At 42.2% G+C, this 14,408-nt stretch carries 11 protein-coding genes; 7 read left to right on the top strand and 4 right to left on the bottom strand.

The window, feature by feature from the left end; all coding sequences use genetic code 11:
- The first annotated feature begins 110 nt into the window (after positions 1 to 110).
- Complete coding sequence (locus tag ABZB17_RS04830) at positions 111 to 815, top strand: head GIN domain-containing protein (RefSeq protein ID WP_372648356.1); 705 nt, start codon at positions 111 to 113, stop codon at positions 813 to 815.
- A 51-nt stretch (positions 816 to 866) separates the two neighbouring features.
- Here ABZB17_RS04830 and ABZB17_RS04825 read toward each other — a convergent pair whose 3' ends face one another.
- From ABZB17_RS04825 to ABZB17_RS04810, 4 genes are all read right to left on the bottom strand, one after another.
- Entirely contained in the window at positions 867 to 1,430 is a 564-nt protein-coding gene (locus tag ABZB17_RS04825; protein WP_372648355.1) for an L-threonylcarbamoyladenylate synthase, read from the bottom strand.
- Positions 1,431 to 1,538: 108 nt separating this feature from the next.
- Positions 1,539 to 2,648, bottom strand: coding sequence for a glycosyltransferase family 4 protein (locus ABZB17_RS04820; RefSeq protein WP_372648354.1), 1,110 nt, complete (start codon positions 2,646 to 2,648; stop codon positions 1,539 to 1,541).
- Between the two features lie 88 nt (positions 2,649 to 2,736).
- Complete coding sequence (locus ABZB17_RS04815; protein ID WP_372648353.1) at positions 2,737 to 3,996, bottom strand: diaminopimelate decarboxylase; 1,260 nt, start codon at positions 3,994 to 3,996, stop codon at positions 2,737 to 2,739.
- Positions 3,997 to 4,093: 97 nt separating this feature from the next.
- Positions 4,094 to 5,629 carry an NAD(P)/FAD-dependent oxidoreductase gene (locus tag ABZB17_RS04810; protein WP_372648352.1) on the bottom strand — a complete coding sequence of 512 codons (1,536 nt, stop codon included), beginning with the start codon at positions 5,627 to 5,629 and terminating at the stop codon, positions 4,094 to 4,096.
- A gap of 293 nt (positions 5,630 to 5,922) precedes the next feature.
- Here ABZB17_RS04810 and ABZB17_RS04805 point away from each other — a divergent pair, with 293 nt between their 5' ends.
- The 6 genes from ABZB17_RS04805 (at position 5,923) to ABZB17_RS04780 (ending at position 14,213) form a co-directional block, all read left to right on the top strand.
- Entirely contained in the window at positions 5,923 to 6,648 is a 726-nt protein-coding gene (locus ABZB17_RS04805; RefSeq protein ID WP_045031630.1) for an ABC transporter ATP-binding protein, read from the top strand.
- A 75-nt stretch (positions 6,649 to 6,723) separates the two neighbouring features.
- On the top strand, positions 6,724 to 7,986 hold the full coding sequence (locus ABZB17_RS04800) for an ABC transporter permease (protein ID WP_163324996.1): 1,263 nt from the start codon (positions 6,724 to 6,726) through the stop codon (positions 7,984 to 7,986).
- A 27-nt stretch (positions 7,987 to 8,013) separates the two neighbouring features.
- The gene (locus ABZB17_RS04795) at positions 8,014 to 9,285 is read left to right on the top strand and encodes an ABC transporter permease (protein ID WP_372648351.1); all 1,272 of its coding nucleotides are present in this window, start codon (positions 8,014 to 8,016) and stop codon (positions 9,283 to 9,285) included.
- A 65-nt stretch (positions 9,286 to 9,350) separates the two neighbouring features.
- A complete protein-coding gene (locus ABZB17_RS04790) occupies positions 9,351 to 10,481 on the top strand; it encodes an efflux RND transporter periplasmic adaptor subunit (RefSeq protein ID WP_372648350.1) in 1,131 nt (376 codons plus the stop codon).
- 58 nt (positions 10,482 to 10,539) lie between these two features.
- Positions 10,540 to 11,877 carry a TolC family protein gene (locus ABZB17_RS04785; protein ID WP_372648349.1) on the top strand — a complete coding sequence of 446 codons (1,338 nt, stop codon included), beginning with the start codon at positions 10,540 to 10,542 and terminating at the stop codon, positions 11,875 to 11,877.
- A gap of 161 nt (positions 11,878 to 12,038) precedes the next feature.
- Positions 12,039 to 14,213, top strand: coding sequence for a DUF5916 domain-containing protein (locus tag ABZB17_RS04780; RefSeq protein WP_372648348.1), 2,175 nt, complete (start codon positions 12,039 to 12,041; stop codon positions 14,211 to 14,213).
- Positions 14,214 to 14,408: the final 195 nt, after the last annotated feature.

Here is a 14,408-nt window from a genome sequence, read left to right as displayed (position 1 = left end):
ATACGTAATAATAATATTGGCCGGAAAGATTACCGGCTTTGGCTAAACTTAAGCGCCAAAATTATTACGGATTTTGAAAATTAGGAATTAGAAATTTAAATAGTAAAAGCATGAAAACCAGAATTTTAGTGTTAAGCCTTTTTGTAATGGGTTTATTTATGGCCTCAACCGTTCAGGCACAGGAAGAAACACGCGATGTTTCAAGTTTCTCGGAGATAAGTTTGCGAATTCCGGGAACGGTACATCTAAAACAAGGCAGTCCGCAAAGTGTGCGCATAGAAGCCAAACAGTCGACAATTGAAGACATTATTACCGAAGTAAACGGAAGTAAACTGATCATTCGTTTTCCGGGTAAAAGTATGTTTCAGCGCAATTACAAACCTGGCAGAATAGACATTTATATCACTGTGCCGGATGTAAATGGATTGGGTGTTTCCGGCTCCGGAGATATTTTAGCCGACGAGATTAAAGCACGCATTATCGATCTGGCTGTTAGTGGCAGCGGAAATATTGAAATTGAAGATCTGACATCGGACAAAGTAAAAGGAGCTATTTCGGGCTCGGGTAATATTACAATTGAAAGCGATGGTGTTGCCGACGAATTATCCGTTTCCATTTCAGGGTCAGGTAATTTTAAAGCTGATGGATTTGAAGCCAAAGATGTAACCGTTAGTACATCCGGATCGGGCAATAGTAACGTGAAATCGAGTGGCACGTTAAAAGCAAGAGTTGCCGGATCGGGAAGTGTATATTACAAAGGCAATCCAAGGGTTGATGCTTCAGTTGCCGGATCAGGACGCGTAAAAAGTATGTAATCCGGACGGAATTAAAATATTTAAGGCCATCTGTTTTTTTAGGTGGCCTTTTTATTTTCTAAGAATTTCGATTTGTCCGCCCGGCCCCAGCTTTATTACGCTCGATGCTTTCGATGGCATACGATCATCCTGCCGGTATTCCACAATATAATCAACCGCATGTTTTATTTCCTCCGAAATTTCATCAAAAAATACCGACGATTTTTCGCCACTTTTATTAGCTGAAGTTGATACGATAGGCCGGCGAAAACGTTGCAATAGCTGACGTGTAAACTCTTCTTTGGTAAACCGAATACCGATACTGCCGTCTTCGGCAATTAAATTGGCAGCCAGGTTTTTTGCTCCCGGATAAATTACAGTGAGTGGGGTTGTGCTTACCTCAACCAAATCCCAGGCGACCTCCGGAACTTCATCAATATAACGATCGAGCAAAGCGGGATTTTCCATTAAAACCAGCATGCTTTTTGAGTCTTCACGTTTTTTTATATCGTAGATACGTTTTACAGCTTCAGCATTGGTGGCATCGCAGCCAATGCCCCATATCGTATCGGTAGGATAAAGAATGATTCCCCCGCTTTTCAAAACTTCAACGGCCTTTTTTAAATCGTTGTGCATAGTCCTCTTGTTGTATAGCTTTTACCCCCAGTCGCTTCTTCGGCGCTCCTGTCCTCCGTCAGCTGACGGAGACAATCGGAACGAAGTGACGATAGGAGGGATTTGTTTTTATCCTATTAATTCGGCGTACAAAGAAATCAATTTTTCAACATATTTTTTGGGTTGAAATTCATTGGCTCTCACGCGCCCTTTCATAATTAATTCTTTACGAAAATTGGAATCAGTAAGTATCTTTTCAATGTTATTGCCCAACTCGTCAATGTTTTGTGGCGAACAAAGCACAGCAGCATCGCCGGCGGTTTCAGGTAAACACGAAGCGTTTGATGTGATTACCGGGCAGCCGCAAGCCATTGATTCAATTACCGGTAATCCGAAACCTTCGAATACCGAAATGTAAATGGATAACTGCGCCAGTTGATAGATACCTGCCAGATCTGTTTCCGGAATATTTTTCAGAAAAATTACACGGTTATGGAGTTGCTTTTCGGCAATATATTTATGAATGTCGTTACAATATGATGTTGGATTTCCGACCAAAACCAGCGGTAACTTAATGTTTTTTTCTACCAGTGCTTTAATAATCGAAAGTTGGTTTTTCCGCTCTTCCACCGTACCAACGGCCAAAATAAAATCGTTGGGCAGCTTATATTTTTCTTTGATTTGTCCGGTGTTGGCATTCTCAAAAAACAGCGGCGAAATTGCCTGATGGAGAATTTCTATTTTTTCCGGGTCAACATCTATAAAATCGATAATATCGTCTTTGGTTTGCTGGCTGATGGCCAAAATTTTGGTCGCCGCATTGCAGGCATATTTTGTTTTGCGGAAATAAATAGCCCGGTCGAGTGTTTTGTAAAATTCGGGATAACGAATAAAGATCAGATCGTGAATGGTTACCAGCGTAGGGATGGAGGTTTTATGAATTCCCTTGGGAAGTTCGTTGCTCAATCCGTGAAACAGATCAAGGTTGTGATCCTTAATTTCATCACTCAACTGTATCGAGCGCCAAATCGCTTTTTTAAATCCTGAATGTGCATTTTCAGGTGCTACCATCTCAAACTTATCCTGCTGCTCAAGCATTGCTGCTTTAATTTCAGGCGAGAACAAAGCATAATGGTGATCTGGAAAATATTTCTGAAGGGCATTCAGGGTATTCCGGCTGTAATTGCCCAGGCCGGAGGTATTCAGAAATGCTCGTTTTGCGTCGTATCCTATCTTCATTGTTTGTTGTTTAGTGTGCTTTTAAAAATACAAAAAAGGCCGGGTTTTGTAGCCCGGCCTCATTAATTTATTGTGAATTATGATTCTTTTAAAAATCTTTCACACCATCGAAATCGAGCGTTGCAAAATAATCCTCGATTGTTTCAGCACGTCGGATTTCAACCACATCTCCATTCTCGCGAAGTAGCAATTCGGCCGATTTTAGTTTTCCGTTGTAGTTAAATCCCATTGAATGGCCGTGTGCTCCAGTGTCATGAATAACCACAATATCATCCTGCTCAATTTCGGGTAACATGCGGTCGATGGCAAATTTGTCGTTGTTTTCGCACAACGACCCGGTTACGTCGTATTTTATATTCGCCTCGTCGTTTTCTTTTCCCATAACCGTAATGTGATGGTAAGCACCGTATAGTGCAGGGCGCATCAGGTTGGTCATGCAGGCATCCAAACCGGCATAGGTTTTATATGTTTTTTTAATGTGACGAACTTTGGTTACCAAATAACCGTAAGGGCCGGTAATTGCACGACCCGATTCAAAAAATATTTTCAACGGAGCAAGTCCGGCTTTTACAATAATATCATCGTAGCATTTTTTCACTCCGGCGCTAACAAATTCCATGTCAACCGGTTTTTCGCCCGGTCTGTAAGGAATTCCAATACCTCCGCCCAGGTTTGCAAATTCAATTTTCACGCCTGTTTTTTCGTAAACCTCAACGATTAAATTAAACAGCAACTCGGCAGTTTCTACAAAATAAGACGACTCCAGTTCGTTTGAAGCCACCATGGTGTGAATTCCAAAATGTTTTACACCCTTTTCTTTCAGAATCTTATAGCCTTCAATCATTTGGTCGCGGGTAAAACCGTATTTGGCTTCTTCAGGATGTCCGATAATTACATTGCCTTCTTTCAAACTGCCCGGATTGTAACGCATACAAATTGTATCCGGTAATCCTACATGTTTATCAACAAAGTCGATGTGCGAAATATCATCAAGATTGATAATGGCGCCCAAATCTTTGGCCAGCTGAAATTCGTATGCCGGCGTATCGTTCGAGGTAAGCATAATTTCATTGCCGCTCATTCCAATACGTTTGGCCAGTTCCAGCTCAGCAACAGAACTACAGTCAATTCCAAAACCTTCCTCTCTCAAAATCTTCATCAGGTATGGATTTGGCGCGGCTTTAATTGCATAATATTCCTTAAAACCTTCGTTCCACGAAAATGCTTTTTTGAAATTACGTGCATTTTCAATCATTGCTTTCTCATCGTAAATATGAAACGGAGTAGGGTGGTTTTCAATAATGCTTTCAAGCTGTTCTTTGCTAAAAGGTAGATTTTTTTCTGCCATGTTTTGTATTATTTTAAGGACAACAAAATTAACTTTTTTTTCGATCTTGTAGAATCAATCTAAATAAAGGACGTTCTAATTAACCGGAAGTTTACAATTATGCTTGTTCTATGAAATGTATGGCCGCTTTAATGCCATCGGCGGCACTCGAAATAATTCCGCCGGCATAGCCGCTGCCTTCACCAACCATGTATATATTATCGAATCCTTCGCATAATCCACTTTGGTCGCGAATTACCTGAACGGGTGATGAAGTTTTACTTTCGAAACCTAAAAGGTTGCCATTTTCGAAACCACGCATTTTACGAATAAAATCCTGCAAGCCAACCTGCATCGATTCAACAACCGGTTTGGGCAGTAAGTCCCATAGCGGAGCCGGTTTTAAACCCAGCGGGTAACTGGTTTCAAACTGTGATCCTTTACCCTTTTGTTTCAGGAAGTCGTTGATGGAACATGCCGGAGCAGCATAACCTTCGGAATATTGATAAAAACTTTCTTCCAGTTTTTGCAGGTTGTCCAGCGCTTCAATGGGCGAAACTGTTTTGCCTGCCAGCTCATCAGGATGAATGGCGGCTACGCAGGCAGCGTTGGCAAAATTGCCATTACGTTTGTAGTAGCTCATGCCGTTTACGATGTTGGTATTTTCATAAACCGCTGCCGGAACTACCATGCCGCCCGGGCACATACAAAACGAAAAAACCGAATGTTTGCCGTCGGCTTGTGAAGTGAGGCGGTATTCGGCGGCTTTAACTCCCGGAAGTTGTGGTTTTCCCCACTGTGCCCGGTTGATGATTTCCTGTGTGTGTTCCATCCGGCTGCCAATGGCAAAGTTTTTAGTACGGAAAGGAATGCCTCTTCTGATCAGCATTTTATAGGTTTCGAAAGCCGAATGACCAGGAGCAATAAACAAAGCATCAGCAGGAAAATTTCCTTTGGATGTAATTACCTCTTTTACTTTTGAATTGGTTATTGCCACGTCTTCCAGCATCGTTTCAAACAGAAACTTGCCACCCAGGTTTTCAAACGCTTCGCGTAGGGTTTTTACAATTTTACGCAGGTTATCAGTTCCCAAATGCGGGTGGGTCATGTATAAAATCTCCTCCGGTGCACCCGCTTCCACGTAACTCGACAGGATAAACTGTTTCTCTTTTGAAATACGTTTAGAGCGTGAAGTGAGTTTGCCGTCCGAAAATGTTCCGGCGCCACCTTCGCCAAAAGCATAATTATTTTGGGCGTTGAAGCTGCCTGTTCGTTCAAAGTTGGAAATGGCTTTGCCACGTGTTGTAACATCCGAGCCGCGTTCGATCAGCGTAACATCAAAACCGGCTTTTTGAAGCACAAAGGCATTAAAGAAACCGGCTGGTCCGCTACCAACAACCACGATTTTTTTATTGCTTTTCTTGTAAGGTATTTCCAGCTTTTCTTTTTCAACCTGCTCGTCCCCTTTAATTTCAGGCGATGATACAACGGCTTTTACCAACCAGTGGATGTTCGATTTATTCCGGGCATCCAGACTTTTTGTCTCCAGCTCGTACGAAAAGTTCTTAATCCGAAGTGTTTTGGCAATTTGGCCTTGCAACAATTCGGGGCTGTAGTTGGTGGGTAATTTAAATGAAACTGATTTTGTTCCCATGTACTGAAATATTAGAAGCCAAAAATACGGAAAGATTGAATGCTTTTGAAGGCCATTTCAAAAAAACAAAAATTCGTTGTAACGTATCAAAAAGTTGTGCGTCACATAACTGAAAAAACAAACAAGTATTAAGGCCATAAAAACAAAAAACGTACAGAAAGATTTTTTTACATGTAAAAAAGGGTTGTTCGTCGAAAAAATACATAGGGAAAACCTTTTTTTCATCAACTTTAGTTCGAAAACAAAAATCAACGGCTTTTAATAGCCGGAAAAACAGAAAACAAGTTCAAGCCATGATCAGTCTAAACAATGTTCACAAGTCGTACGTAACGGGTAGTAACTCGTTGCACGTATTAAAAGGAATCGACCTCGAAATCAAATCCGGAGAGTTCGTCTCCATTATGGGGTCATCGGGTTCCGGGAAATCAACCTTACTTAACATCCTTGGAATTTTGGATAACTACGATGAAGGATCGTATTATCTGAACGGATCGTTGGTTAAGGATATGTCGGAAAAGAAAGCTGCCAAACTGCGTAACGAGTTGGTTGGTTTTGTGTTTCAGTCGTTTAACCTGATTTCGTTTAAAAACGCCCTTGAAAATGTGGCGCTTCCGCTGTATTACCAGGGAGTGAATCGGAAAAAGCGAAACAAAATTGCAGAAGAATACCTCGATAAAGTTGGTCTGCTGGATTGGGCAACACATTTACCAAGCGAAATGTCGGGAGGACAAAAACAGCGCGTAGCGATTGCTCGTTCGCTTATCTCTCAGCCAAAAATTATTTTTGCCGATGAGCCAACAGGTGCACTCGATACCAGCACATCGTACGAGGTAATGGATATTCTTAAAGAAATTAATGATGACGGAATTACTGTGATTCTGGTAACGCACGAGCACGATATTGCTTCGATGACCCAGAAGATTGTCCGATTGAAAGATGGCCGGATTGATGAGATCATTAAAAACGGCGATTTGAAAAACTTTCAGCATCGTTATGCTAAAGAACTGGAAACAGCCTAGAGAAGTCTGCAGTCGCAGTTTTCAGTCTCAGTGGGCAGTTTGCTCTTATACTTATCACTTTAAACTTAAGCTATCATGTTCGATATTGATAAATGGCAGGAGATCTTTGCCACCATCAAAAAAAATAAAATGCGCACTTTCCTTACCGGATTTAGTGTTGCCTGGGGGATTTTCATGTTGATGATCCTGTTGGGCGCCGGTAATGGTTTAAGTAACGGTGTGTCGGAAAATTTTATGCGTGATGCCGTTAACGCCATGTGGTTGTGGAGTGGCCGTACCAGTATACCTTATAAAGGCATGCAGGAAAACAGGGAAATTCGTTTCACCAATGCCGATTACGATATCCTGAAAGATCTGGAAGGCATTGAGCACACCTCGGGCCGTTATTATATTGGCGGAAACTTATTCTCTTACGGAAGCGAATACGGCGAGTATTCAGCAATTACTTGTCATCCTGATTTAAAAGATGTTGAGTCGATTGAAATTGTAGAAGGTCGTTTTGTGAACCAGGTTGATATCGATCAGACCCGAAAATCGGTGGTGTTGGGGAAAGATATTTACGATGCCCTTTTTGATGGCAAAGAGGCCGTTGGTGAATATGTTCGTGTAAATAACATTCCGTTTAAAGTGGTTGGAATATGTAAAGAAGGCGGTGGCACACGTCACCGAAATGCATACATACCGGTTACCACAGGGCAAAAAGTATTTAACGGATCAAACCGCCTGCATAATTTTGCCTTAACCATTAACGCCGAAACAATAGAAGAAAGCCAGGCCATTGAAAACCGTGTTCGGGAGAGACTGGCTCGCAAACATAAGTTTGATGCTTCTGATGAATCGGCCATGGGATCGTACAGTAAACTGGAAGATGTAATTCAAACCATGAAGATCTTCCAGGCGATCGATATTTTCATTTGGATTATTGGAATAGGAACCCTTATTGCCGGTGTGGTTGGCGTAAGCAACATCATGCTAATCGTAGTAAAAGAACGGACCAAAGAAATTGGTATCCGAAAAGCCATTGGTGCCAGTCCTGCGTCAGTTATTGGATTAATTCTTTTGGAAGCAGTAATGATCACAACCATTGCCGGATACATCGGTCTGGTGCTGGGAACCGGATTGATGGAAGGCTTGAATTTTATCGTAGAGAAACAATTTGAAGCTTCAGCGGCAACCAACGGAGGAAATGGAGAAACCTTGTTCCGCAACCCGACCGTTGACCTGGGAATTGCCCTATCGGCAACATTATTACTGGTGATAGCCGGAGCTATTGCGGGGTATATTCCTGCAAAACGAGCTGCAAAAATCAAACCTATTGAAGCTTTACGCGACGAATAACAGAAACGAAAACAAAAGCAGAAAACAATGTTCGACTTAGACCTTTGGAAAGAAATATTAAGCGCTTTAAAGAAAAACCGGATGCGCAGTTTTATGACCGCGTTTGGTGTGTTCTGGGGAATATTTATGCTGATAATTATGTCTGGAGCCGGTCGTGCCCTTGAAAATGGGGTGATGGACGGAATTAAAGCTTTCGCATCAAACTCGGCATTCTTCTGGACCGAGCGCACCAGCGTTCCTTATAAAGGATTTCAACGGGGCCGACGCTGGAATTACAAAAACACAGATATAGCATACATAAAAGCCAACATCAGCGATATTGAATATTTGTCGCCACGATTGTTCGGGCCAAGCAGCGGAGGTGGAGATAATGTAATTCGCGGTAAAAAAACAGGTGCTTTTAATATTTATGGCGATTATCCCGAGTTTTTCAAAATCGATCCGTGGACACCGCTTCAGGGACGACTGATCAACACCATCGATATTCAGCATTCGCGAAAAGTGGTAAATATTGGCGAACGTGTGGTGGAAGTTATGTTCGACAAGGACGAAGATCCGATTGGACAGTACCTGAAAATTAACGGCGTTTACTTTCAGGTGGTTGGTGTGGTAAAAGGCGAAACCCGTGTAAACATTGGTAGTGGCCGGAAAAACGAAACCATAATAATGCCGTTCACAACCATGCAAAAGACCTATAACATGGGCGACGATGTGCACTTTTTCTCGGTAACATCGCAACCCGGAGTGCCTGTGAGCAAGGTGGAAAGCCGCTTAAAAGAATTGATGAAAGAACGCCACCGTGTTGCACCCGACGATCAACAGGCTGTTGGGTCGTTTAACATCGAAGTAGAGTGGAAAAAATATATGGGACTTTTCACCGGAATTCAGATCCTAACCTGGATCGTGGGAATAGGAACTTTGCTGGCCGGTGTAATTGGCGTAAGCAATATTATGCTGGTAATTATTAAAGAACGCACGCAGGAAATTGGTATCCAGCGCGCCATTGGTGCAACTCCGGGGAAAGTGATCCTGCACATTGTTGCCGAAAGTGTTTTCCTAACCGTACTTGCCGGATACCTTGGTTTGGCCCTGGGTGTTGGCCTGCTTGAGCTGCTGAATATGGCGTTGGAAATGAATGCTGGCAGCGGAGATGATATTTTCTTCCGCCGCCCTGAAATCAGTTTTCAAATGGCGGTTGGAGCGCTTTCAGTACTGGTGGTTTCCGGAATTTTTGCCGGATTAATTCCGGCACGGCGTGCGGTAAGTATTAAACCGATTGATGCTTTGCGCGACGAGTAAACAAGGATTAATGATTATTGATTAAGGATAAAATTGAAACAAAAAACAATAAAAGCAATTTAGCCATGAAAAAAGTATTTAAAATTTTAGGAGTTGTAGTATTGGTAGCAATATTTGGAGGAACACTTTTCTTCCTGTACAACAAATCGAAAAAGAAAACAGATTTTTTTGAAAACAAGAACCCGTTTTATAGCGAGGTAGTAATGAAAACGGTGGCTACAGGTTCGGTAGTACCACGTTTTGAAATCGAGATCGTTCCGCAGGTTTCAGGAATTATTGATGAATTGTTTGTTGAAGCCGGCGATAAAATTACCAAGGGGCAGGTGGTTGCACGTATCAAAATTATTCCTGATATGGTGACACTGAATTCGGCCGAAACTCGTGTAAACCGTGCAAAAATTGGTTTTGATGATGCACAGATCGATTACGATCGTCAGCAGAAATTATTTGATAAAGAAGTGATCTCGTACGAAGAGTTTAAAGCTGCAAAAGTGGCCTACGATTCAGCAAGAGAAGAACTGACCGCTGCCGAAAATAATCTGGAATTAATTAAAAACGGTGTAACAAAAAAGGCTGAAACGGCTACTAATACGCTGGTGCGCTCAACCATCGACGGTATGGTGCTGGATGTTCCGGTTGAAGAAGGTAACTCGGTAATTCAGGCAAATACCTTTAACGCAGGAACTACCATTGCATCGGTTGCCGATATGAGCGATATGATATTTGAAGGAAATGTTGACGAAACAGAGGTGGGTAAAATTCGTGAAGGAATGCCAATTGAACTGGAAATTGGTGCTATCGACAAAGAAAAATTTGCTGCCGTTCTGGAATATATTTCGCCAAAAGGAGTGGAGGAAAACGGTGCTATTCAGTTTGAAATTAAAGCAAATGTGAAACTGAAGGAAGGCCAGTTTATCCGTGCCGGATACAGTGCAAACGCCAATATCGTTCTGGAGCGCAAAGACAATGTGATGGTTATTCCCGAAGGTTTGCTTCAATTTGAAAACGACTCTTCGTTTGTGGAGGTGAATGTAGGTACGGCCGAAGAACCAAACTACGAAAAACGTTGGGTTCACACTGGTCTTTCGGATGGGATAAATATTGAAATTACAGAAGGATTGAAAGTGGAGGATAAAGTAAAAGGTGAAAAGATTGATCCGAAGAAAGTTCAGGAAGCACAAGCCAATAATGGCTAACAGTAGGTAATTCACATTGCTTTATGTAAATTAGTGGCAAAACAAAAAACAATACATGATGAAGAATCTTTTAACCTTATTTTTAGGAATATTACTGTCGGCCGGAGCCTTTAACCTGCAGGCGCAAAACGAATGGGATTTACAAGCCTGTTTTGATTACGCCATTCAAAACAATCTTCAGGTAAAACGACAGGAGATAAATACACGTTACAACGAAACGCTGGTTAAGCAGGCAAAAGATGATAAGCTGCCTAACCTGAATGGCCAGGTGAGCAACGATTTTAGTTTTGGCCGTTCGTTAACCTACGACAATACTTACGATAATATTAACTCGGCAAGCGTTGCCGGAGGGTTAAATACCAGCATGACACTGTTTAACGGAATGACGCTGAGCAATACCGTTAAAATGCGTGAGCTCGATTTGCAGGCAACATTGGCCGATCTGCAAAAAACAAAAGACGATATTATGCTGGGGATTGCAGCCGAGTACCTCGAAATTCTTTTTGCACAGGAGGTGCAACTGGTTGCCGAGGCTACCATTGAGATAACCAAACAACAAATTAATCGCACCCGTCAGCTTGTTGATGCAGGAAGTGAAGCACGTGGAGCTTTGTTGGAAATTGAAGCGCAGCTGGCGCGCGAAGAGCTGGATTTGGTAAATGCACAAAACCGTGTTCAGTTGGCTTACCTGAATTTGTACCAGTTTCTGGAATTACCCATGGCCGAAAGTTTTAAGATTAAAGAGCCCGTATTGCCCGAAGTTCAGGCCAACCTGACCATGATAAACGCTTACGATGTGTTTAGCAACGCAATTAATGTGCGCCCCGAAATAAAAGCGGCACAGTTGCGTGTTGAAAGTGCCATGAAACAGTTGGAAATTGCCAAGGGATATCGTTATCCGAGTTTGAGTTTTGGCGCCAACTATTACAACCAGTACAACAACCAGTACAAAGACTTTGAAGGAAACCGCATTGATTTGGGCGAACAGATGAAAAACAACAGTCGCTCGAGTTTGGGATTAACTTTGAGTATCCCGATTTTCAATCGTTTCCAGGTGAAGAACAATATTTCGAACTCAGAATTGCAAATTGCCGATTACGAGTACCAGTTACAACAAAACCGCAATGTTTTGCGCAGAGACATTGAGCAGGTATACACCAATGCGCTGGCTGCTTTTAATCGTTACATTTCTACCGATAAAGCGGTGGCTTCAATGAAAGAGGCATTCCGTTACACCGAAGAAAAATTTAACGTGGGAATGATCAACTCTGTGGAATACAACCAGAGTAAAACAAATCTGACCAATGCTCAGTCGGATCTGATACAAGCAAAATACGAATACATTTTCCGCACGAAAATACTTGATTTCTACAACGGTGTAGCAATCACCTTGTAGCAGATCTTGCTTGAACATTGTTTTTTGTGCCTCCGGCTGAAAAGTCGGAGGCTTTTTATTTGTAAAACTTATCTAACCTGACAATTTGCACATTGTAATTCCGACAATTTGATATCTTTGTCGCCAACGTATTATACCTAAATCAATTAAAGCTGTTTCGTATGAAGTTGCCTTTGGTCTTATTTCTCTGTGTATGTTTGGCATATACTGCTGTTGCCAACATTTATAGCTCAAAATCGGATACAACGATAAATACCTTCAATAAAGCCTATGTTTATCGCGTAAAGAAATTGCAGGGGGTAATAAATATTGATGGTGTAATTGATGAAAGCGACTGGCAAAGCGCGCAAAAAGCAGATAAATTTTACCGGGTGCTACCTGTTGATACCGGTTTTGCCACGCAGCCTTCAACAATGATGATGGCTTACGACGACAAAGCTTTGTACGTAGCGCAAATTTTCTACGATACTATTCCCGGCGATCGTGTGATGGAATCGTTCCGCCGCGATTTTAGCTTTGGAAATAACGATAACCTGCTCATATTTTTCGATACATTTTTGGATCAGACAAACGGTTTTTCATTTGGGGTTTCGGCCTCGGGAGCCAAGTGGGACGGAACCATGAGTAACGGACACAGTATATCGTTGGATTGGGACTGCAAATGGGAGATGAAAACCCAACATTACGACAACCGATGGGTAAGCGAAATGCGTATTCCGTTTAAATCGGTTCGGTATCCGAAAGGAAGTAAGGAATGGAACGTAAACTTTAGCCGACTGGATTTGAAATCGAATGAAAAGTCGGCATGGGCGCCTGTGCCGAGGCAGTTCCCAACATCATCGCTGGCCTACTCTGGGCGCATGCAGTTTGAGGAGCCGCTGCCAAAATCAAAAATGCAGTTTTCAGTAATTCCGTATTTATTGGGTGGCGCAGCAAAAAATTTTGAGGCCGGAACAAGTACCGATTACCGTACCGACGTTGGTTTTGATGCCAAAGTTGGTATCTCGTCATCGATGACACTCGACCTGACGTATAATCCCGATTTTGCGCAGGTTGAAGTTGATCAGCAGGTAACAAATATCGATCGTTTCGAATTGTTCTTCCCCGAAAAACGACAGTTCTTTCTCGAGAACAGCGACCTTTTTTCAAGTTATGGTTATTCACATACTTTAACTCCGTTTTTCTCGCGAAGAGTTGGTTTGGACGCTCCGGTACTTGCCGGGGCCCGATTGAGTGGGAAAATTGGCAACGACTGGCGGGTAGGTTTTATGAATATGACTACCGAGGAAACCGGTGAAAACCTGTCACGAAACTTTACAGTGGCTTCTGTTCAGAAGAAAATGTTTACGCGGTCGAGCCTTGGATTTATTGCCGTTAACAAAGAATATTTTGATGAACCATCGGACACCAGCATGTTTAACCGCGTGATTGGTTTCGATTATAACCTGGCCAGCAAAGACAATGTGTGGGACGGTAAGTTCTTTTACCATCGCTCGTTTCAACCCGATAATCCCGATAAACAATATGCACAGGGAGCCATGTTGAATTACAGCACTCAGCATTTACACCTGGGTGTTTATGAAACTTCGGTTGGTGAAAATTACCGTGCCGAGGCCGGATATGTGCGCCGAACAGGATATAATTTTGTTGGTGCATCGGCCGGTTATACTTTTGTGCCCAATAAAAAAGTAGCGAGCCATGGCCCGGGTGTGCAACTCGATAATTACTATAATCCCGATAACGATTTAATTGAACACGAATACAAGTTTGAATACGGGATTACATTTGCTAACCGGGCCGAGCTGGGCTTTGAGTACAGCGATCATTTTGTGCAATTACGAAACGATTTTAACCCGACACAAGATCCTGACAATTATTTACCCGAAGGTTCGGAATATGATTTTGGACTTTTTACTGTTGCCTACCAGTCTACCCGAAAATCGCTGTTTACATGGCAGGCCGAAGCCTCAAAAGGCAGTTTCTATAGTGGCGACATTCAGTACATTCAGGGAGAAATTGGTTACCGCTTTCAACCCTATGTAAACCTTACCATGAATTTTAACTACACCGATATGGATTTGGGCGATCCATTCAACCGCGAAAAATTCTGGCTGGTGGGTCCGAAAATGGATATCACCTTCACCGATAAAATATTCTGGTCGACTTTTGTGCAGTACAACGAACAAGTCGACAACCTGAATATCAACTCGCGCTTTCAGTGGCGATACCAACCGGTTTCGGATATTTACCTGGTTTACACCGATAATTATTTTACCGGCAACTGGAACTCGAGAAACAGGGCAGTGGTTTTAAAAATGACTTACTGGTTTAATTAAGGGATTTTGCCGGTTCTTATTGTTCGACGAACCATTCTGCTTCGAATTCGTAAAAATCAAACATAAGTGACATAAATCACTTCGGATTAGAGTCGCAAATCGTATGTTTTACCAATTTGTTAAACCGATTTTGGGGGCTCTGAATTATTTCCGACATCGCGAAAAAAAATTAACTTTGCGTGCCTTAAAACAATT

Origin of the sequence: Draconibacterium sp. (genome assembly GCF_041583095.1) — a bacterium.
Classification (GTDB): domain Bacteria; phylum Bacteroidota; class Bacteroidia; order Bacteroidales; family Prolixibacteraceae; genus Draconibacterium.
The sequence above is the reverse complement of the archived record's forward strand: the minus strand, read 5'-3'. Positions and strand labels throughout refer to the sequence as shown.

Excerpts from the sequence above, each read along its gene's own strand:
- ABZB17_RS04790 (WP_372648350.1), top strand. The coding sequence starts at position 9,351 with ATGAAAAAAGTATTTAAAATTTTAGGAGTTGTAGTATTGGTAGCAATA.
- ABZB17_RS04815 (WP_372648353.1), bottom strand. The coding sequence starts at position 3,996 with ATGGCAGAAAAAAATCTACCTTTTAGCAAAGAACAGCTTGAAAGCATT.
- ABZB17_RS04830 (WP_372648356.1), top strand. The coding sequence starts at position 111 with ATGAAAACCAGAATTTTAGTGTTAAGCCTTTTTGTAATGGGTTTATTT.
- ABZB17_RS04795 (WP_372648351.1), top strand. The coding sequence starts at position 8,014 with ATGTTCGACTTAGACCTTTGGAAAGAAATATTAAGCGCTTTAAAGAAA.
- ABZB17_RS04780 (WP_372648348.1), top strand. The coding sequence starts at position 12,039 with ATGAAGTTGCCTTTGGTCTTATTTCTCTGTGTATGTTTGGCATATACT.
- ABZB17_RS04785 (WP_372648349.1), top strand. The coding sequence starts at position 10,540 with ATGAAGAATCTTTTAACCTTATTTTTAGGAATATTACTGTCGGCCGGA.
- ABZB17_RS04800 (WP_163324996.1), top strand. The coding sequence starts at position 6,724 with ATGTTCGATATTGATAAATGGCAGGAGATCTTTGCCACCATCAAAAAA.
- ABZB17_RS04805 (WP_045031630.1), top strand. The coding sequence starts at position 5,923 with ATGATCAGTCTAAACAATGTTCACAAGTCGTACGTAACGGGTAGTAAC.
- ABZB17_RS04825 (WP_372648355.1), bottom strand. The coding sequence starts at position 1,430 with ATGCACAACGATTTAAAAAAGGCCGTTGAAGTTTTGAAAAGCGGGGGA.
- ABZB17_RS04820 (WP_372648354.1), bottom strand. The coding sequence starts at position 2,648 with ATGAAGATAGGATACGACGCAAAACGAGCATTTCTGAATACCTCCGGC.
- ABZB17_RS04810 (WP_372648352.1), bottom strand. The coding sequence starts at position 5,629 with ATGGGAACAAAATCAGTTTCATTTAAATTACCCACCAACTACAGCCCC.